The sequence below is a fragment of the Pseudomonas sp. IPO3749 genome (assembly GCF_013386605.1).
In the GTDB taxonomy this organism is placed as follows: Bacteria; Pseudomonadota; Gammaproteobacteria; order Pseudomonadales; family Pseudomonadaceae; genus Aquipseudomonas; species Aquipseudomonas azotoformans_A.
In genome coordinates this window covers 19712-37929 of sequence record NZ_JACARN010000089.1, presented here as the reverse complement: position 1 = coordinate 37929, position 18218 = coordinate 19712, and the positions used below count along the sequence as shown (strand labels likewise).

16 protein-coding genes are annotated in these 18218 nt (G+C 61.7%); 8 read left to right on the top strand and 8 right to left on the bottom strand.

Annotated features, from left to right (window positions below):
* The first annotated feature begins 26 nt into the window (after nucleotides 1–26).
* Nucleotides 27–1202, top strand: coding sequence for an MFS transporter (locus HX812_RS28120; RefSeq protein WP_038850433.1), 1176 nt, complete (start codon nucleotides 27–29; stop codon nucleotides 1200–1202).
* On the opposite strand, the gene HX812_RS28115 is transcribed toward HX812_RS28120, so the two are convergent.
* The 3 genes from HX812_RS28115 to HX812_RS28105 form a co-directional block, all read right to left on the bottom strand.
* Nucleotides 1196–2233 (bottom strand): dienelactone hydrolase, encoded by a 1038-nt coding sequence (locus tag HX812_RS28115; protein WP_033901196.1) that lies wholly within the window; start codon nucleotides 2231–2233, stop codon nucleotides 1196–1198. The two genes, HX812_RS28120 and HX812_RS28115, sit on opposite strands and share 7 nt — an antisense overlap.
* Before the next feature lie 228 nt (nucleotides 2234–2461).
* Nucleotides 2462–3073: an FMN-dependent NADH-azoreductase gene (locus HX812_RS28110; RefSeq protein WP_033901176.1), complete on the bottom strand. Its 612-nt coding sequence runs from the start codon at nucleotides 3071–3073 to the stop codon at nucleotides 2462–2464.
* A 119-nt stretch (nucleotides 3074–3192) separates the two neighbouring features.
* Nucleotides 3193–4119: an AraC family transcriptional regulator gene (locus tag HX812_RS28105; protein ID WP_038850431.1), complete on the bottom strand. Its 927-nt coding sequence runs from the start codon at nucleotides 4117–4119 to the stop codon at nucleotides 3193–3195.
* 158 nt (nucleotides 4120–4277) lie between these two features.
* Here HX812_RS28105 and HX812_RS28100 point away from each other — a divergent pair, with 158 nt between their 5' ends.
* Genes HX812_RS28100 through HX812_RS28090 form a run of 3 tightly spaced genes read left to right on the top strand, consistent with a single transcriptional unit; the run spans nucleotide 4278 to nucleotide 6978 of the window.
* The gene (locus tag HX812_RS28100) at nucleotides 4278–5657 is read left to right on the top strand and encodes an NAD-dependent succinate-semialdehyde dehydrogenase (RefSeq protein ID WP_038850430.1); all 1380 of its coding nucleotides are present in this window, start codon (nucleotides 4278–4280) and stop codon (nucleotides 5655–5657) included.
* A gap of 59 nt (nucleotides 5658–5716) precedes the next feature.
* Nucleotides 5717–6625: a LysR substrate-binding domain-containing protein gene (locus HX812_RS28095; RefSeq protein ID WP_038850429.1), complete on the top strand. Its 909-nt coding sequence runs from the start codon at nucleotides 5717–5719 to the stop codon at nucleotides 6623–6625.
* Complete coding sequence (locus HX812_RS28090) at nucleotides 6622–6978, top strand: MmcQ/YjbR family DNA-binding protein (RefSeq protein WP_038850427.1); 357 nt, start codon at nucleotides 6622–6624, stop codon at nucleotides 6976–6978. Before HX812_RS28095 ends, HX812_RS28090 begins: the two co-directional genes overlap by 4 nt.
* A 257-nt stretch (nucleotides 6979–7235) precedes the next feature.
* Here the strand turns inward: HX812_RS28090 and HX812_RS28085 are convergent, their stop codons facing one another.
* Complete coding sequence (locus tag HX812_RS28085) at nucleotides 7236–7619, bottom strand: DUF1294 domain-containing protein (protein ID WP_038850426.1); 384 nt, start codon at nucleotides 7617–7619, stop codon at nucleotides 7236–7238.
* Nucleotides 7616–8446: an undecaprenyl-diphosphate phosphatase gene (locus HX812_RS28080; RefSeq protein WP_038850424.1), complete on the bottom strand. Its 831-nt coding sequence runs from the start codon at nucleotides 8444–8446 to the stop codon at nucleotides 7616–7618. Before HX812_RS28080 ends, HX812_RS28085 begins: the two co-directional genes overlap by 4 nt.
* 219 nt (nucleotides 8447–8665) lie before the next feature.
* Here HX812_RS28080 and HX812_RS28075 point away from each other — a divergent pair, with 219 nt between their 5' ends.
* Genes HX812_RS28075 through HX812_RS28065 form a run of 3 tightly spaced genes read left to right on the top strand, consistent with a single transcriptional unit; the run spans nucleotide 8666 to nucleotide 11439 of the window.
* On the top strand, nucleotides 8666–10300 hold the full coding sequence (locus tag HX812_RS28075; protein ID WP_038850423.1) for a methyl-accepting chemotaxis protein: 1635 nt from the start codon (nucleotides 8666–8668) through the stop codon (nucleotides 10298–10300).
* Nucleotides 10301–10360: 60 nt separating this feature from the next.
* Entirely contained in the window at nucleotides 10361–10924 is a 564-nt protein-coding gene (gene pnuC, locus HX812_RS28070) for a nicotinamide riboside transporter PnuC (protein ID WP_038850421.1), read from the top strand.
* A complete protein-coding gene (locus tag HX812_RS28065; RefSeq protein ID WP_038850420.1) occupies nucleotides 10921–11439 on the top strand; it encodes an AAA family ATPase in 519 nt (172 codons plus the stop codon). Before pnuC ends, HX812_RS28065 begins: the two co-directional genes overlap by 4 nt.
* A 136-nt stretch (nucleotides 11440–11575) precedes the next feature.
* On the opposite strand, the gene ggt is transcribed toward HX812_RS28065, so the two are convergent.
* Nucleotides 11576–13300: a gamma-glutamyltransferase gene (gene ggt / locus HX812_RS28060; RefSeq protein ID WP_038850419.1), complete on the bottom strand. Its 1725-nt coding sequence runs from the start codon at nucleotides 13298–13300 to the stop codon at nucleotides 11576–11578.
* Between the two features lie 160 nt (nucleotides 13301–13460).
* Here ggt and HX812_RS28055 point away from each other — a divergent pair, with 160 nt between their 5' ends.
* The gene (locus HX812_RS28055) at nucleotides 13461–14099 is read left to right on the top strand and encodes a TetR/AcrR family transcriptional regulator (protein WP_033901617.1); all 639 of its coding nucleotides are present in this window, start codon (nucleotides 13461–13463) and stop codon (nucleotides 14097–14099) included.
* Here HX812_RS28055 and HX812_RS28050 read toward each other — a convergent pair.
* A complete protein-coding gene (locus tag HX812_RS28050; RefSeq protein WP_038850545.1) occupies nucleotides 14096–17623 on the bottom strand; it encodes a molybdopterin cofactor-binding domain-containing protein in 3528 nt (1175 codons plus the stop codon). The genes HX812_RS28055 and HX812_RS28050 overlap by 4 nt on opposite strands.
* 5 nt (nucleotides 17624–17628) lie before the next feature.
* Nucleotides 17629–18111 (bottom strand): (2Fe-2S)-binding protein, encoded by a 483-nt coding sequence (locus HX812_RS28045; protein ID WP_038850418.1) that lies wholly within the window; start codon nucleotides 18109–18111, stop codon nucleotides 17629–17631.
* Nucleotides 18112–18218: the final 107 nt, after the last annotated feature.

Genomic DNA, 18218 nt, shown 5'->3' with positions numbered 1-18218 from the left:
CACCGCCCGCCCGCGAACGAGTGCCCATGTCTGCCGCCGCCCCCAGCTCCCTGTCGATCACCCTGCAGATCGTCTCCATCGTCTTCTACACCTTTATCGCGTTCATCTGCATCGGCCTGCCGATTGCGGTGATTCCTGGCTATGTGCATGAGCAACTGGGCTTCAGCGCCGTGGTCGCCGGAGTCACGATCGGTTCGCAGTACCTGGCGACCCTGCTCAGCCGCCCCATGGCCGGGCGCATGTCGGACAACGTCGGCACCAAGCGCGCCATTGTGTTGGGGTTGGCGGGGATTCTGGTCAGCGGCGTGCTGACGTTCTTTGCGACATTGCTACAGAGCATGCCCGCCTTGAGCCTGGGCATTTTGATTGTCGGCCGACTGTTGCTGGGCGTGGCCCAAGGGCTGATCGGCGTGGGCACCATCAGTTGGTGCATGGGCGCCGTCGGTGCCGAACACACGGCGCGCTCGATTTCCTGGAACGGCATCGCGTCCTACGGCGCCATCGCCATTGGTGCGCCGCTGGGCGTGGTAATGGTGGCCGAGTACGGCTACAACAGCCTCGGTATTGCACTGGCCGTATTGTCCGCGCTGGGCCTGGTGCTGATCCGCAATAAACCCTCGGTGCCAGTGGTGCGCGGCGAACGTTTGCCGTTCTGGGCGGTGTTCGGGCGTATCGCGCCCTTTGGCGCCAGCCTGTGCCTGGCCTCCATCGGCTACGGCACCCTCACCACCTTTATCACCCTGTACTACCTCAATCGTGGCTGGGCCGGTGCGGCCTACTGCCTGACGGTGTTTGGCGTGTGTTTTATCTTGTCGCGGCTGGTGTTTATCTCTGCGATCAGTCGGTTTGGCGGCTTTCGTGCCGCCATCGCCTGCATGACCATCGAGACCCTCGGCCTTACGCTGTTATGGCTGGCGCCGTCGACGGGCGTGGCATTGATTGGTGCGGGACTGACCGGCTTTGGCTTGTCGCTGGTGTACCCGGCGCTCGGCGTAGAAGCCATCAAGCAGGTGCCCAATAGCAGCCGTGGCGCGGGCCTGAGTGCGTATGCGGTGTTCTTTGACTTGGCCCTGGCGATTGCCGGGCCGTTGATGGGCGCCGTTGCACTGAACCTCGGCTATGGCTGGATCTTCTTCTGCGCCGCGCTGTTGTCGGTGACTGCCTTGGGCGTGACCGTTCTGCTCAAGCGTCGCGCTTACTGATCAGCCGTCTGCATCCCGGCGCGGGTGGCTTGGCCCAGGGTATGGCTGAAAAAACGCCCCGCCTCGGAAATCAGGTCACGGTGAATCCCTTCGCGGTCGACACCATCGGCATCGGTGCAAATGGCGGGCATGGCCGCCAACTGATCGCTGTCACACGGCGCCATGAACACGAAGTGCCCTGCCCCGGCCAATAGCTTGAAGTCCGGCGGTTCCGGCAGTTTGCGCGCCAGCGCCGCAGCGTTCTTGTCCACGGCCACCAGCTTGTCGCCGTCGCCGCTGTAGAGCAGCACCGGCACATGCACGTCGGCCAGGGTGTGACGGCCGAACATCAGGCTCAACGGAGCCATCAACATCAACGCATGAATACGCGGATCGGATTGCGGTTGCAGGTCGTCGCGGTCCACCACCAGTTCGCCTTTGGTGGTGCAGGCGTCACGGTCTTCCGGGCGTTCCTGGCAGTAGCGGCGCAGGCGGTCGAAGTCCGGCTTGGCACCCGCCAGGATCAACGCAGTTTCGCCGCCCGCTGAATAACCGATCACGCCCACCTGATCGACATTGACGAACGGCGATAGCATCGGGTCGCCCAAGGTGGCCGTGATCGCTTCGGAAATCTGGATCGGCCGGCCATACAGGTTACTCACCGTGCCCAGGCGGCTGTGGTCCTTGTAGTTGTCGCCGGGGTGCAGCACCGCCACCACCACAAAACCTTTACGCGCCAGCGAAGTGGCCAGGTCATGCAAGGCCAGCGGCGTGCCGGTGTTGCCGTGGGACAGCATCAGCATCGGGAAGCGGCCGATGGCAATCTTGGAATCTTCCGTGGCGGCAACGCGATAAGCGCCCAGCGGCGTGCTGTGCTCAAGCCCAGTGGAGGGATAAAAAGCGATGGCCTTCATCGGCTGCAAATCCAGCGGATCCAGGAAGGTCATGCGATGGAAGCCCACACTCCAATGCGGGTGCGGCGCAGGCGCGGCGTGCACTGAAACCAGGCCACCGAGCAGGGAAAGAACCATAACAGCACAAAGACGCATCATGAGGATGTCCACCTTTGCTGCATAAAAACCGGCATGTCGGGTTGAAAAGTCCATGGTTCAAGGCGCTCGACCGGGTGATAAACCCATGCGTGCATAACCTGGGCCAAAGTAATGACAGCGGGTAAACGAAAAAACTCCGTAGTCCGGTCGTTTTGAGGCGATCAGAATACAGAGTTTAGACGTCCCGTTTCAGAATGAAACGGGGAAAGGCACGGTTTTACCTAAGCTTTACGCAGCCGCGAACAATTGTTCGTTGATGAGTACGTTGGCGTCGCTCAAGGACTTGCTGCGGAACTCATCACCGTACGCCAGGCCATGGGCGCGGACGAATTCGATGTCGGTGATGCCGAGGAAGCCCAGCAGCACTTTCAGATAATCTTCATGGGCCACACCGGTCGCCTGGCCGACATGCAAGCCGCCCGAGGTCGACACAACGATGACTTTCTTGTTGCCGCACAGGCCTTCCGGACCGGCTTCGGTGTAGCGGAACGTCTGACCGGCGACGGCAATGCGGTCGATCCAGGCTTTCAGTTGAGTCGGGATGGTGAAGTTGTACATCGGCGCAGCGATCACCACCGCGTCAGCGGCGAGGAATTCTGCCAGGGTCTTGGCGCTGAGTTCTGCTTCGTGCTGTTGCGCAGCATTGCGCTGATCAGCCGGAGTGCCCAGGGCGCCCAGGGTCGCGCCGGAGAAGTGGTTGAAGCCTTCGGCAGCCACGTCACGGTAGGTCACTTCCACGCCTGGCTCAGCCGCTTGCCAAGCCTTGACCACACCAGCGCTGAGCTGACGGGACGCCGAGTTGTCGCCGAGGATGCTGGAATCGATATGCAACAGTTTCATGCGGGATCTCCAAGTGAGGATCGCGACGGGGCGATCAAGTGGGGTTGATCCTACAGATGATCCGAATAAACGATTAGACGGCTGAAATGCGACTGTTTGTCCTGCTGACAGGACAATGCTCAGTGCGACGACACGTAGATCGACGCTGACGTCGGTGCGGGCAACGCATAGGTGCGCTTCATCCACTGGATTTCTGCCTGGGGCGTGCGCCCAAAGAAGCGTTTGAACTCGCGGCTGAACTGCGAGGCGCTTTCATAACCAACTTGTGCACTGGCCGTGGCAGCAGTGATATCGCTGCGCAGCATCAACAGGCGTGCCTGATGCAAACGCGTTGACTTGAGGTACTGCATCGGCGAGGTGTCGGTGACAGTGCGAAAATGCGCGTGAAAGCTTGGCACACTCATCATCGCTTCCCGCGCCAACGTTTCTACGTCCAGGTGCTGGTGGTAGCCCCCATGAATCTTGCGAATCGCCCTCGCCACCTTGCCGAACTGCCCCTGGCGATTCAGGGCTGCGCGCATCGAGCCACCCTGCTCGCCCGTCAGGATTCGATAGTAGATCTCGCGCATCAGCGCCGGCCCCAGAATCTGCGCATCCATCGGCACGCTCATCACTTGCAGGAAGCGCAGCAATGATTCACCGAGCCGGTCATCCATCGGTGACGAATACATGCCCCGTGGCTGGGCCTCGATCAATTCGGGGAAGTCTTCCAACGCCACCATCAGCTGCGCCGCGAGGGTGAAATCCAGGCGCAGGTACACCGCCAGCATCGGCTCGGCTTCACTGGCGTCGGTCTCCATGGTGAAGGGCACCGGCACCGACACCACCAGGTAGTGCTGGGCGTCATACAAATACACCTCATCCCCCAGGTAACCACGCTTTTGCCCCTGGCAGACGATCACGATGCCGGGGTCGTACAGCACCGGGACCCGATGCAACGGGCGATTGGAGCGCAGGAAACGCACGTCATCCAGTGCGCTCAGGTTATAGCCTTCGACAGGCGCCAAGGTGCCCATCAACTCGATGATTCTGCCTGTTCGGTCCATGTTTGCTGGCCTTTGCGTAAAACGCCACGTTAACGCGCAATCCACGACGAGGCTACGGACTTATAGGAATAGGCAATCAGCACATTGGAATGGATATTCGCTCAAACCCCGCATTTGCGTAGCCTGAAACAGCACTTTCAGCCCTCGGAGACTCCCCCATGCTTATCGTCTACAACCCTGCCACCGGTGAAGAAATCGGCCGTGTCGCCAAGCACACCGAGAACGAGGTCAAGGCTGCCGTCGACCGCACCTGCGCCGCCTTCCCTGACTGGTCTTCCAAGCTTGCCAAGGAACGCAGCGACATCCTGCGCCGCTGGCATGACGCGGTAAAAGCCGACAAGGAAGCCTTCGCCGAACTGCTCTGCCGCGAAAACGGCAAATGCCTGAGCGAAGCCCGCGGTGAAATCGACTACGGCCTGGGCTTCATCGAGTGGTACGCCGAGGAGGCCAAGCGCGTGTACGGCGACACCATTCCCACTCACGACCGCAATGCCAACGTGATGGTCACCAAGGAAGCCATCGGCCCGGTCGCCGCCATCACCCCGTGGAACTTTCCATTCATGATGATCACCCGCAAGGTTGCCACAGCGCTGGCGGCCGGCTGCACCATGGTGATCAAGCCCGCAGAAGACACGCCCCTCACCGCCCTCAAGTTGCTGGAATACGCGCGCAAGGCCGGGATCGAGGCAGGAGTCCTGGAAGTGGTGGTGGGCGACCCGAAGGACATTGGCCAGATCCTGACCGGCGACCCACGCATCCGCAAAATCTCGTTCACCGGCTCCACCGGCGTCGGTAAATTGCTTGCCGCACAGTGCGCAGCGAGCATCAAGAAAATGACCCTGGAACTGGGCGGCAACGCGCCGTTTATCGTGTTCCAGGACGCCAACCTCGACGAAGCGGTGAAAGGACTGGTCAGTGCAAAACTGCGCAACTCGGGCCAGGTGTGCATCTCGCCGAACCGCATCTTCGTGCAACACAGCATCCTCGAGGACTTCATCAAGCGTTTGAAGCACGCCGTGGCCGAGATCGAAGTGGACCAGGGCTTGCGTGAAGGCTTTGTGGTCGGCCCCATGGTCAATCAACTGGGCTTCGACAAGGTGGCGCGACTGGTGGAAAACGCCAAGGCCGCCGGGGCCAAGGTATTGATGGGCGGCCAGCCCCACGCCAAAGGTGGCCTGTTCTACGAGCCGACGGTGTTGACCGGCTTGCAGGACGATTCTCCCCTGGCGACCGAGGAAATCTTCGGGCCGGTGTTCGCTCTCTATTCGTTCAAGGATGAAGCCGAAGTCATCGCCCGCGCCAACCAGACCGAATTCGGCCTGGTGGCCTACGCCTACACCAGCGCTCTGGGACGGTCGTTGCGCCTGTCGCGCCAGTTGGAGGCCGGCATGGTGATCCTCAACTCCGGATCAGTGGGCACTGCTTCCGTGCCGTTTGGCGGCATCAAGCAGTCCGGTTATGGCCGTGAAGGCAGCTATTACGGGATCGAAGAGTATGTGCACGTGAAGTACGTGTTGATGGCTGGCGCACATTTGTAGTGGATTTGCCCTCGTCAGACGCGGATAGTTCGTCCCACTGACAGGACAATAGGTTGCCCATGCAAGACCTCAACGACCTCTACTATTTCGCCAAAGTCGTGGAAGCCGGTGGCTTTGCTGCCGCCGGCCGGCTGCTGGGGATTCCCAAGTCGCGGCTGTCGCGACGTATCGCCGAGCTGGAAGAACGCCTCGGCGCACGCCTGCTGCAACGCACTACGCGCCAACTCACCCTCACCGCCGTCGGCGAGCGCTACCTGCGGCACTGCCAGGCGATGCTGCTGGAGGCGGAAATGGCCGATGAGGCGGTGGCCAGCATGTCCAGCGAGCCCCGTGGCCGGCTGCGCGTCAGTTGCCCGGTGGGCATGGCCCAGCACATCCTGCCGGAACTGGTGGCTGGATTTCTGGCGGCGCATCCCCAGGTGCAATTGGAGATGACCCTGGTCAACCGCCGTGTCGACCTGGTCGCCGAGGGCATCGATGTCGCCCTGCGCGTACGCGAGCTGGGCGATGAGGACCCGCTGTTGGTGACCAAGCGCCTGCGTCAGGCCCAGACCGTGCTGGTGGCCAGCCCCGCGCTGATGCACGGCCGTCAGGTGACGACCCTTGAGGATCTCAAGCAACTACCGATCCTGGGCGCGTTAGAGGCGGATCGCCTGGTGCATCAACGCATCCTCGACCCCCAGGGCAATACCCACGACCTGGCGATGGAAGCCCGGCTGGGGATCGACGATTTCATCGTGCGCAAGGCCAGCGCCATCATGGGCCTGGGCTTTACCGTGCTGCCGATGATGTATTGCGAAGAGGAATTGGCCAACGGCCGGTTGGTGCAACTGCTGCCGGAGTGGTCCTTGCCTGGCGGCTGGTTGCAAGCGGTGTACCCGCATCGTCGCGGCGTGTTGCCGGCCATTCGTGCCTGGATCGACTACCTGGAAGAAGGTTTCAAAGGTTGTGGAGACCGCCTGCTATGACGATGACCGAAGAACAAGTCGCCGCCTTCTGCCTCAGCCTGCCGGGCGCGCGGGAGGATTACAAATGGGGCGGCGTGCGTGTGTTTTCGATTGCGGGCAACAAGATGTTCGCACTGCAGAACCTAAGGGGTGAGTCGTTGGCGTTCAAGGTCGACAAGGAGTTGTTCCTCGGCCATGTGGACCGCCCAGGCATTCACCCGGCGCCGTATCTGGCGCGGGCGCAGTGGGTGATCATGAATAAGCCCTATCCGTTGGGTGCTGAGGAGTTGCGTGGGTTGTTGCGGCGTTCTCACCAGCTTGTCGTCAGCAAGTTGCCCAAGCGTACGCAGGTCGGGCTGTTGCTGGACGATTGACGCAAAGCACCTAGGTATCTAAGTGACTATCGGTTGCTCTGCTTTTGATCTTGATCTTGATCTTGATCTTGATCTGAGGCGCCTCGTCAACCACGCTGGCCGAACGCAGCAACGGATATGTACCCCGACCAGAAAACTCTAGCGCCTGACACATAGCCTTCGCGGGCAAGCCCGCTCCCACATTTTGATCGGCTTACACCTGATACAGCTCGGTCGACCAGCAGGCCGCCACGGGAGCAAGCTCCCTCGCCACAGGTCTAGAGCACTGAGAGCAAGGTGCCACCGAGGAACAACTGATCCAACCAGAACACCTCATGCAACAACACAATCACCCAAAACAACACCTGGTAAGACACCTTGCGCGTCTTGTGCCGGAACACCTGCTGGGCAATCAACGCCCCCGGCCAGCCGCCCGCCAGTTCCACGGCGTGCAGGATGTTTTCCGGGGTGCGCCAGCTGTCAGTGCGCGCCTTGCGTTTGTCACTCCAGTACAGGAAGAACGCGATCACGCTGACCACGCCATAGGCCGCCAGCGGAATCACCGTCTCGCCGCGCTGCCATACCAGCACCGAACCCAGCAACGGGGCTGCGCACAGCAGCACGAAGATCGCCGCCTTCAGACGGGGATGCTGGATCATCATGCCTTGGCGGCCGCCCAGTCGATCCAGCCGAACTGCCAGGTCGCCAGGATCAGCAAACCGAACGCAATGCGATACCAGGCAAACACCGCATAGCTGTGACTGGCGATGAACTTGAGCAAGCCCTTCACGGCGATCATCGCGAAGATGAACGAGGTCACAAAGCCAATGGCAAACACCGGCAAGTCCGCCGGCTGGAACAGGTCACGGTACTTGTAGCCCGAATAGACCGCCGCACCGACCATGGTCGGCATCGCCAGGAAGAACGAGAACTCGGTGGCGGTCTTGCGCGACAGCCCGAACAGCAAGCCGCCAATGATGGTCGAGCCGGAACGCGAAGTCCCTGGGATCATCGCCAGGCACTGGGCCAGGCCGACCTTGAGCGCATCTTTCCACGTGATGTCATCCACGGTTTCAGCGTGCACTTCATGCTCGCGGCGCTCGGCCCACAACATGATCACGCCACCCACCACCAGCGCCGTGGCCACGGTGATCGGGTTGAACAGGTAGTGGTGAATCAGGTCGGCAAAAATCACCCCCAGCACCACCGCCGGCATAAAGGCGATCAGCAGGTTGACGGTAAATCGCTGGGCCTTGCGCTGGGTCGGCAGGCCGCTGACCACTTCGAAAATCTTGCCGCGAAACTCCCACACCACCGCCAGGATCGCGCCCAGCTGGATGATGATGTTGAACGCGTTGAAGCGGTCGCCGGTAAAGTCGAGCAAGTCGGCGACGATGATCTGGTGGCCGGTGCTGGAAATCGGCAGGAACTCGGTCAGCCCCTCCACAACGCCAAGAATCAATGCCTGTATGGCGGTCCAAAAATCCATGCTTCCCCCAAAGGTCTTGCTCTATGGCAAGCCTTGTTGATCTTTTTAATGGTTCACTGACGACAAGACGCGGTGTTGAGTTTCAACCCCGACCTGCAAAAATCTTGTGAAAAATCAGACAGTACTCAGGTTTTCCGAATACAGGCCGAAAGCCTATCAGACAAGGCGGAAAAGTCGATGCGGCACCCACAATTATAAAAAGCACGGAGTGACAGGACGATGAACAGTTTGCGCAATATGTCGATCAGCCGGCGCCTGTGGCTGATCCTGATAGTCGCCGTGCTGATGCTGCTGGCCTTGGGTTTGCTGATGCTCAAGCAGATTCATGACGACCTGTACCAGGCCAAGCGCCAGCAAACCCAACACGTGGTGCAGACCGCCAGCGGGATCCTGACGTTTTATCACGGCCTCGAAACCACCGGCGTGATGACTCGCGAAGCCGCCCAGAAGCAAGCTTTGAGAGCGGTGCGTGGCTTGCGCTACGACCATGACGACTACTTCTGGATCAATGACCTCACGCCTGTGATGATCATGCACCCGGCCAACCCCAAGCTCGACGGCCAGAACCTTTCGGCCATCCGCGACCCCGACGGTTTTGCCGTGTTCAACGAATTCGTGATCCTGGCCAAGGCCAAGGGCGCCGGCATCGTCAACTATCGCTGGCCGAAACCGGGCGCCGAAGCGCCGGTGGCCAAGACGTCGTATATCCAACTGTTCCAACCCTGGGGCTGGATCATCGGTTCCGGCGTGTATGTGGACGATGTGCAGGCTGAGTTCAGCGGCCAGGTCTGGAAAGCCTCGCTCATCGGCCTGGGTATCGCCGTGGTGATGGCGCTGCTGGTCTCGCTGATCGCACGCAGCATCGTGCGGCCGTTGCAGGACGCAGTGAACGCCATGGGCAACATCGCCAGCGGCGAAAGCGACCTGACCCGTAGCCTCGACACCCACGGCCAAGACGAAGTCACCCAACTGTCCCGGCACTTCAACAGCTTCACCGCCAAGCTGCGCCAAGTAGTGGGCCAATTGCAGGTGTGCGCCAATGCCCTGGGCCAGTCCTCACAGGAATTGGGCAGCAACGCGACCCAGGCCCATGACCGCAGCCAGCAACAATCCCAGCAGATGGAGCTGGTGGCCACCGCCATCAACGAAGTCACCTACGGCGTACAGGACGTGGCCAAGAACGCCGAACACGCCGCCAGCGAAATGCGCGACGCCCAGGCCCAGGCGCAGCAAGGCCAGGTGAATATCGACGGCAGCCTGCAGCAGATCGACCAGCTCTCCGGCACCATCAGCCAGGCAGTGGAAGTGATTCGCACCCTGTCTGCGGAAAGTACCCAGATCGGCAGCGTGCTTGAAGTGATCCGCTCGATTGCCGACCAGACCAACCTGTTGGCACTTAATGCGGCGATTGAGGCGGCCCGCGCGGGCGAACAAGGGCGTGGTTTTGCCGTGGTGGCCGATGAAGTGCGGTTGCTGGCCCAGCGCACGCAAAAATCCACTGCCGAAATCCAGGGCATGATCGAACGCCTGCAAGGTCATTCGGAAGCGGCGGTCAAGGTGATCAGCGACAGCCACAGCGCCTCGCAACTGACCATCGAGCAAGCCGGCCAGGCCGGGGCCAGCCTGACTGCCATCGGCCAGGCGCTGCGCAACCTCAACGGCCTCAACGCCTCGATTGCCAGCGCCACCCTGCAACAGGCCCACGTGGTGGAAGACATCAACCAGAACGTCACCCAGGCCGCCGGCTTGTCCCACAGCACCGCGCTGGCGGCAGAACAGTCGAGTGTGGCGAGTGCGCACTTGCGCGGCCTGAGCGAACAGCTCGACGGCCTGCTGCGCCAATTCAAGGTCTGAGCGAAACGGCGGTGATTTGTTTACAATCACCGCCCTCTCCCACTCTCCCAAGGAACCTCCATGTCCGGGCTTGAACTGTTCGCCGCCGCCCTCGGGGTGATTGCCGTGTGGCTGACCGTCAAGCAAAACCCCTGGTGTTGGCCCATCGGCCTGGTGATGGTGTTGCTCTACACCTGGGTGTTTTTCGACGTGAAACTCTATTCCGACATGCTGCTGCAGGTGGTCTACGCCGCACTGCAAGTCTACGGTTGGTGGCAGTGGACCCGCGCCGGCGCGATCAAGCAAGGGCGTCAGGTCACCAGCCTCGGCGTGCCGGCGATCATGGCCAGCCTGGCGGTGGGCGCCGTCGGCAGTCTGTTGCTCGGTGCCGCCATGGCGCACTGGACGGATGCTGCCCAGCCTTGGCTCGATGCCGCCCTCACCGGCTTCAGCTTGGTAGCGCAGATGTGGATGGCGCAGAAACGCGTGCAGTGCTGGCCGTTGTGGATTGCCGTCGATGTGATCTTTGTCGGGCTGTTCCTCTACAAAGGCCTCTACCTCACCGCCGCGCTCTACGCGCTGTTCACCGTGATTGCCGTGCAAGGCTGGCGCGAATGGCGCGCCGACCCGGCGTTGCACACATGAAGGTGGTGGTACTGGCCGGCCCGGAGTCCAGCGGTAAAAGCTGGCTGGCGGCGCAATTGCAGGCGCATTTCGGCGGCTTGATGGTGGGTGAATACGTGCGTTATTTCATCGATCACCATCAACGCGACACCACCCTGGCCGACATCCCGGCCATCGCCCGTGGCCAACTGGCCTGGGAAGACGCCGCCCGCGCCCAACAGCCTGATCTGTTGATCCTCGATACCCACCTGCTGACCAACAAGCTCTGGAGCCAGACCCTGTTCGGCGACTACCCGGCCTGGCTCGACAGCGAGTTGCTGGCCCGCCATTACGACCTGCACCTGTTGTTGTCGCCGGAGGATGTGGAATGGACCGCCGACGGCCAACGCTGCCAGCCGCAACTGGCGGATCGCCGGGCGTTTTTCCAGGGCAGCCTGGAGTGGATGCAGCAGCATCAGCAGGCAGTCGTGGTGATCAAGGGGAATTGGGAAGAACGCCGAGTCGCGGCCTTCAAGTCCGTAGAAGAATTATTGTAGTGAGCGGGCTTGTCCCGCGCTGGGGGGCGAAGCCGCCCTAAAACCAAACACCGCGTTCTGACTGGCAGACCGCGGTGTTTTTATTGGGGCCGCTACGCAACCCAACGCGGGACAAGCCCGCTCACTACAGCGGTGCTCAGTAGCCCAGGGACAGACCCGTGTTGCGACGCGGGTCATTCGCGCCATAGAAGCGGTTCTTACCGACAGGCTTGCCATCCAGCGACGGCGCCCCTACCAAAATCGCCGCCAGATGGTTGGCATCCTGCGGCCCGGCAAACTTGTGGCCCCAGCTCTCAAGGATCTTCTGGGTATCCGGGCTCACCGCGAAAGTTTCGAGGTTGGTGGTTTCCGGCATCCATTGCTGGTGGAAACGCGGCGCGTCCACCGCTTCCTGGATGTTCATCTTGTAGTCGATGACATTCAGGATCGTCAGCAAGGTCGCGGTAATGATGCGACTGCCACCCGGCGTACCCACCACCATCACGGCCTTGCCGTCCTTGGTCACGATGGTCGGGCTCATCGACGACAGCGGCGCCTTGCCCGGCGCGATGGCGTTGGCTTCACCCTGGACCAGGCCGTACATGTTCGGTACGCCGACCTTGACGGTGAAGTCGTCCATTTCATCGTTGAGGATCACCCCGGTCTTGCTCGCCATCACGCCCGCACCGAACCAGTCGTTGAGGGTGTAGGTGACCGAGACCGCATTGCCCCACTTGTCGACAATGGAGTAGTGGGTGGTGTTATTGCCTTCATGGGGCGATACGCCAGGCTTGATCGCCTGGGAGTCACCGGCTTTTTGCGGCTCGATGGCGTCGCGCAGTTTCGCCGCGTAGTTTTTGTCCAGCAGGTGCTCGATCGGGTTCTTCACGAAGTCCGGGTCGCCGAGGTAGCTGTTGCGGTCCACGTAGGCGTGGCGCATGGCTTCGATCTGGTAGTGCAGACCCTGGGCCGAGTGATAGCCGAGGTCGGCCATCGGGTAGCCTTCGAGGATGTTCATGATCTGGCAGATCACCACGCCGCCGGAGCTTGGAGGCGGTGCCGAGACCACGTGGTAGCCACGGTAGTCGCACTCGATGGGCGCCAGTTCGCGGGTCTTGTACTTGTCGAGGTCAGCCTGGGTGATGATGCCTTTGCCGGCCTGGCTTGAATCGACCAGGGCCTTGGCCACCCAGCCTTTATAGAAACCGTCGTTGCCCTTGGCCGAGATTTCCTTGAGGGTCTTGGCCAGGTCTTTCTGCACCAGTTTCTGGCCGACCTGCATCGGCTGGCCGTTGTGCAAGAAGATCCCGCGCATGTCCTTGTCTTTTTCGAACTCGCCGGTGGCGGTGTGCAACAGGTCGATATCGCCCTGCTCCAGCTCGAAGCCGTTTTCCGCCAGCTTGATCGCCGGGGCGATGACTTGGGCGCGCTTGAGGGTGCCGTATTTGCTCAGGGCCAGTTCCATGCCCGAGACGGTGCCAGGCACGCCAACGGCCAAGTGACCCTTGGCGCTGAGGCCTTCGATGACATTGCCGTCTTTGTCCAGGTACATGTTGGCGGTGGCCGCCAGCGGGGCTTTTTCGCGGAAGTCGAGGAAGGTCTTGCGCCCGTCGGCCAGTTGCACGGTCATGAAACCGCCGCCACCCAGGTTACCCGCCGCCGGGTACACCACCGCCAGTGCATAGCCCACGGCCACGGCCGCGTCGACCGCATTGCCGCCGGCCTTGAGCACATCCACGCCCACGTGAGTTGCCAAATGCTGGGCCGTCACCACCATGCCATTTTCACCGGCCACCGGGGCCTGGGAGGCGGCATGCACACCACTGACCGTTAACACCAGGGCAGTGGCTATCAAGGTACGGCTGAAGGGTTGGTATTTCATCCATGGCTACTCTAGTTATTGAGACGCACCAAAATAGCCCGCCGCGAATTTAATCCCCAGCGCAATGGCGTTATTATTACAGAACTTGTCGGTCATAGAACGGACGCGAAAAACCCCATGCTATATTTCGCGCCCTGACTGTCGCGCAAGGCGCTCTGAAATGGCGATCAAGAAAACCGGCATCCGCGCCCAACAGGCCGACCAGACCCGCGCGCGCATCCTGCAGGCGGCGGTCAAGGTGTTCACCCGCGACGGTTACTCCGGCGGGCGTGTCGACAGCATTTCCAAGGAAGCCGACTCCAACGACCGCATGCTCTATTACTACTTCGGCAGCAAGGAACACCTGTTCGTCTGCGTGCTGGAACACACCTACGAGCAGTTCAATAAAGCCGAAAGCAAGCTCAAGCTGAACCTCGATGCACCGGAGCAGGCGCTGCGCGACCTGGTGGCGTTCATCTGGCATTACTACGTCAAGCACCCGGAGTTCGTGGCGATCCTGAGCATCGAGAACCTGCACCAGGGCAAGCACGCGCAACAGTCTGGCGAGATGCGCAGGTTGTCCGGGGAAGCGGTCGGCGTACTGCGCCCGATCATCGAGGCGGGCCAAGCCCAAGGCGTGTTTCGCCTGGACGTGGACCTCAAGCACGTGTACTTGATGATCGCCTCGCTGTGCTACTTCTATAACTCCAACCGCCACACCCTCAGCTCGTTCCTCGGTGAAGACCTGGCAAACAAAGGTCAGCAGCAGGATTGGCTGGGGTTCATCAGTGACCTGGTGCTGCGCGGCGTGACGCCTTAATGGGTGCCTGGATTGGCGCGCAAATGCGCCACTTTCTTTTCCAGGCCATTCCACTGCGGCGCGTTCGGTGCGAATTTGCCGCGTAGGTAGGCCGCCAGATCCGCCACCTGGCTATTGGACAAACTGTCCTTGAACCCCGGCATATACCCCAGATCCTTGGTCGCCGGTTTGCTGATGCCCTGCAAAATCACCTTGATCAAATTGTCCGGCTGATCGCTGTGTACATTGGTATTGGTCGCCAACGACGGGCTCACCCCAAACAGTTTGGGTCCCAGGCCATCCGCATGGCAGGCCTTGCAGGAACCTTCGAACACCCGTCGACCGTTGGGATTTGGCACGCTGTCCGCCGCAGCCACCTGGGCCTCGGCAGCTGCATCACCGTTGAGCGAGGCCAAGTACACCGCCATCGCGCGGATATCCGTCTTGGGCAGTTTCGACAACTCACTCACCACTGGCCCCATTGGGCCTGCGGCCACGCCGTGGGCATCGGAATAGCCGGTGCTCAGGTAGCTAAACAGTTGGTCCTCGGTCCACGGCGTCGGGGCCTTGGACAAACCATTGAGGGCCGGCGCCTCCCAACCATCGACCCTACCACCGGCCAGAAAGGACTTGCCGCCCTTCTCCGCGCCCATCAGGTTGCGCGGCGAATGGCAGGCGGCGCAGTGGCCCAGGCCGTTGACCAGGTAATTGCCGCGATTCCATTGCTCGCTGCGCTCAGGCTGCACCGAAATTTCACCGCGTCGCAGGTTCAGGGCATTCCAGCCCGCCATCAACGGCCGCAGATTGAACGGAAAGCTCATCGCATTTGGCGTCGGCGCCTGGCTCACCGGCGCCTGGGACATCAAATAGGCGTACAGCGCCTGCATGTCCGCATCGTTGATATTGCGAAACGCCGTATAGGGAAACGCCGGATACAGATTGCGCCCGTCACGACCAATACCGTCACGCATTGCCCGCTCGAAGGCCGGGTAGGACCAGGCGCCAATGCCGGTCTGCACATCCGGGGTGATGTTGCTGCTGTACAGCGTGCCGAACGGCGTCTGCATCGCCAGCCCTCCGGCATTGGTCGCGCCGCCAGGCGTCGTGTGGCACACCGCGCAATCGCCCACCGCCGCCAGCAACCGCCCGCGCTCCAAAGTGGCCTTGGACCAAGTGCCGGCGCTAGGCGGTGCAATCGGCGCGATTTCACTGTGGAACGGCCAGGCCGTCGCCAGCACCGCCCCCAACGTGGCGAACAGCGCACCAAACCACCATTTGCGGCGTTTCTCCGGCGACTTGGCCGGCTCGCCCAAGGTGCCCGCGTTCAATGCCGCCAGCACCCGCTCCGGGGTGATCGGCAACTCACGAAAACGGATACCGGTGGCGTCATAGATCGCATTGGCAATCGCCGCCGCACTGGGCACCGACGCCGACTCTCCGGCGCCCATGGGTGGCTGGTCCTGGCGCGGCATCATCATCACGTCGATCTGTGGCACTTCGGGGAAGGTCAGGATCGGATAACCGCCCCACTCCTTGCTCGCCACCGTCGACTCTTCAAACGTCACCCGTTCCTTCAACACGCGGCTGGTGGACTGGATCACATTGCCGTGGATCTGGTGCTGCACCCCGGCCGGGTTGATCATCATCCCGGAGTCATGCCCGATCACCACGCGGGTCACCGACACGTCGCCGGTTTGCTTGTCGATGGCCACATCCGCCACCCACGCCGCCCAGGCCGCGCCGAATCCGGGGAATTTGCTGTGGATGTAGCGCGCATAGGCAAAGCCACGGCCACGCAGCAGATGGTCCTCGTTGGCGGTTTGCATCGGCGCAGTGCGCGGCGCCCAGTTGGCGCGTTCGGCGGTGGACTTCACCAGGTCGATGGCGCGCTCGTCCTTCAAGTAACGCAGGCGGTATTCCACCGGGTCGACGCCGGCGGCGAACGCCAGTTCGTCGATGTAGGACTCGTGGGCAAAGGTGTTGGGCAAGGCCGACACGCCGCGCATCCACGACGCGCGCACGATGGGCGCCATGTCGTTGATGGTCACGCGCATATTCTCGATGTCGTAAGGCGGGATCGAGGTGCGGTCGCCCATCTCGAACATCGCCGCCACCGGCTCTACACGGCCGGTCAGCAGCAACGCCAGGGTCGGTGCGCCGTTGGACGGATAGCTGGTTTCAAAATCGTAGGCCGCGATGCTACCGTCGGCGTTGAGACCGCCATCGACATCCATCAGTTGCGCGGTGCCCTTGGGCTCCCACAGGTGTTCCTGCTCGCGGGTCAGTTGCACGCGCACCGGCTTGCCCACCGCACGGGACAACAGCAAGGCATCGGCGCACACATCATCCGCACAATTGCGCCCATAACAACCGGCGGCCTCCATGCGGATCACATCGATCAGTGCTTCATCGCACTCCAGCAACCACGCCAGGTCGGCGCGCAACAGATGCGGGTTCTGGCTGCCTGACCACACCCGGCTGCCGGCTGGCGAATAATCCGCCACGCCGCAGGACGGGCCGATCGAACCGTGCATCTGGTACGGCCAGAGATAACTGCGCGGCATGCGTTGGCTGGCGCCGGCCAGGGCTTCGTCGACATTGCCCTGGTCAAGCACGGTTCGGCGTACGCGGGGGTTGTCGCGGATGGCCTGTTCAACATCACTCATGTCCGGCAAGGCGTTGTTCCAGGGTTTCCAGTGCACCTGCAATTCGCTGGCGGCCTTGACCGCCTGCTCTTCACGCAGCGCTACCACGCCAACAAAATCGCGGATCACCACCACCGCGACGATACCGGGGATATGCGCGATGGACGACTCATCCACGCTCAACAGGCTGTTGCCGACAAAATCGCCGCAATCGAGCCCGGCATATGGCGGGCGAATCACCCTGCCATGCAGCATGCCCGGCACGCGCATGTCGTGTACGTAGGTCAGCTCGCCCGTGGCTTTGCCGGGGATATCCACTCGCGCAGCGCCCTTGCCCACCAGGCGGTAGTCCTCGATGGGTTTGAGCGGCGCGTCACCGCTGATGCGCAGTTGGTCGTGCTGGCCGCTGACCAGTTCGGCATACGTGGCGGTGCGCCCGTCAGCTGCGTGGATGACGCCAGCATCGACCTTCAGGCTGGCCGTGCTCACACCCAGGCGCCCCGCCGCCCGCGCCAACAGGAAACGCCGCGCTTCGGCTGCGGCATTGCGCAGGGGCACCGCGGATATCTGCAAGGTTGCACTGGCGATGGTTGCACCCTGGTTGGGCACACGCTCGGTGTCGCCGAGCACCATCTTCACCTGCTCCATCGTCAGGTCGAGCTCTTCGGCGACGATCTGCGCCAACGACGTGCGAATGCCGGTGCCCAGGTCCACATGGCCATTGAACGCGTACACCAGGCCGTCATCGTTTACCGCAATAAACAGCCCCAGTTCCTTGGGTTTCACGGTGGGCGTGCCGCCTTTTGCCACCGGCCCCGAAGGCGGCAGCACGTCATCGACGATCAACAAAACGCCGGCCTTGGCCAGCCACTGGTCACGGGAAAGCGGGGTGTCGGTCATGGTCATCAATCCACGGTCATCAGGCGGGCCGCACGCAGCACGGCGCGCAGGATTTCGATATGGGTGCCGCAACGGCAGAGGTTGCCCGACAGCTCGTTGCGCACCTCGGCTTCGCTGGGGTTGGGGTTACGGTCGAGCAAGGCCTTGGTGGTCATGATCATGCCGTTGAGGCAGTAGCCACATTGCGCGGCCTGCTCATCGATAAAGGCTTGTTGCACCGGGTGCGGATCCTGGCGTGAGCCCAGGCCTTCCAGGGTGACAATCTCTCGGTCCACAGCACCCGCCAAAGGAAACACACAAGAACGGGCCGCCACTCCATCAATGATCACGGTGCAGGCACCGCACTCCCCCAGGCCGCAGCCGTATTTGGGACCATTGAGTTCCAGGTCATTGCGTAGCACCAGCAACAGCGGCGTGTCCGCCATGGCGCTGACGTCGCTTTTCTGCCCGTTGACCTCAAGCGTTACCGTGATGTGCTGGCTGATCATTCGCTTCGCTCGTAACAGTTGGTGAAGTAATCACTTCATCAAACAGTCAAAAAAAAGCGTCGTGGACCTGGGGTCTCACGACACACTTGACGGATGAAGTGGCTACT

What these genes read in the sequence shown, in the direction of transcription:
- HX812_RS28075 (WP_038850423.1), top strand. Translation starts at nt 8,666, where the DNA reads ATGAACAGTTTGCGCAATATGTCGATCAGCCGGCGCCTGTGGCTGATC.
- HX812_RS28115 (WP_033901196.1), bottom strand. Translation starts at nt 2,233, where the DNA reads ATGATGCGTCTTTGTGCTGTTATGGTTCTTTCCCTGCTCGGTGGCCTG.
- HX812_RS28090 (WP_038850427.1), top strand. Translation starts at nt 6,622, where the DNA reads ATGACGATGACCGAAGAACAAGTCGCCGCCTTCTGCCTCAGCCTGCCG.
- HX812_RS28105 (WP_038850431.1), bottom strand. Translation starts at nt 4,119, where the DNA reads ATGGACCGAACAGGCAGAATCATCGAGTTGATGGGCACCTTGGCGCCT.
- HX812_RS28085 (WP_038850426.1), bottom strand. Translation starts at nt 7,619, where the DNA reads ATGATGATCCAGCATCCCCGTCTGAAGGCGGCGATCTTCGTGCTGCTG.
- HX812_RS28100 (WP_038850430.1), top strand. Translation starts at nt 4,278, where the DNA reads ATGCTTATCGTCTACAACCCTGCCACCGGTGAAGAAATCGGCCGTGTC.
- HX812_RS28110 (WP_033901176.1), bottom strand. Translation starts at nt 3,073, where the DNA reads ATGAAACTGTTGCATATCGATTCCAGCATCCTCGGCGACAACTCGGCG.
- ggt (WP_038850419.1), bottom strand. Translation starts at nt 13,300, where the DNA reads ATGAAATACCAACCCTTCAGCCGTACCTTGATAGCCACTGCCCTGGTG.
- HX812_RS28080 (WP_038850424.1), bottom strand. Translation starts at nt 8,446, where the DNA reads ATGGATTTTTGGACCGCCATACAGGCATTGATTCTTGGCGTTGTGGAG.
- HX812_RS28065 (WP_038850420.1), top strand. Translation starts at nt 10,921, where the DNA reads ATGAAGGTGGTGGTACTGGCCGGCCCGGAGTCCAGCGGTAAAAGCTGG.
- HX812_RS28120 (WP_038850433.1), top strand. Translation starts at nt 27, where the DNA reads ATGTCTGCCGCCGCCCCCAGCTCCCTGTCGATCACCCTGCAGATCGTC.
- pnuC (WP_038850421.1), top strand. Translation starts at nt 10,361, where the DNA reads ATGTCCGGGCTTGAACTGTTCGCCGCCGCCCTCGGGGTGATTGCCGTG.
- HX812_RS28055 (WP_033901617.1), top strand. Translation starts at nt 13,461, where the DNA reads ATGGCGATCAAGAAAACCGGCATCCGCGCCCAACAGGCCGACCAGACC.
- HX812_RS28050 (WP_038850545.1), bottom strand. Translation starts at nt 17,623, where the DNA reads ATGACCGACACCCCGCTTTCCCGTGACCAGTGGCTGGCCAAGGCCGGC.
- HX812_RS28095 (WP_038850429.1), top strand. Translation starts at nt 5,717, where the DNA reads ATGCAAGACCTCAACGACCTCTACTATTTCGCCAAAGTCGTGGAAGCC.
- HX812_RS28045 (WP_038850418.1), bottom strand. Translation starts at nt 18,111, where the DNA reads ATGATCAGCCAGCACATCACGGTAACGCTTGAGGTCAACGGGCAGAAA.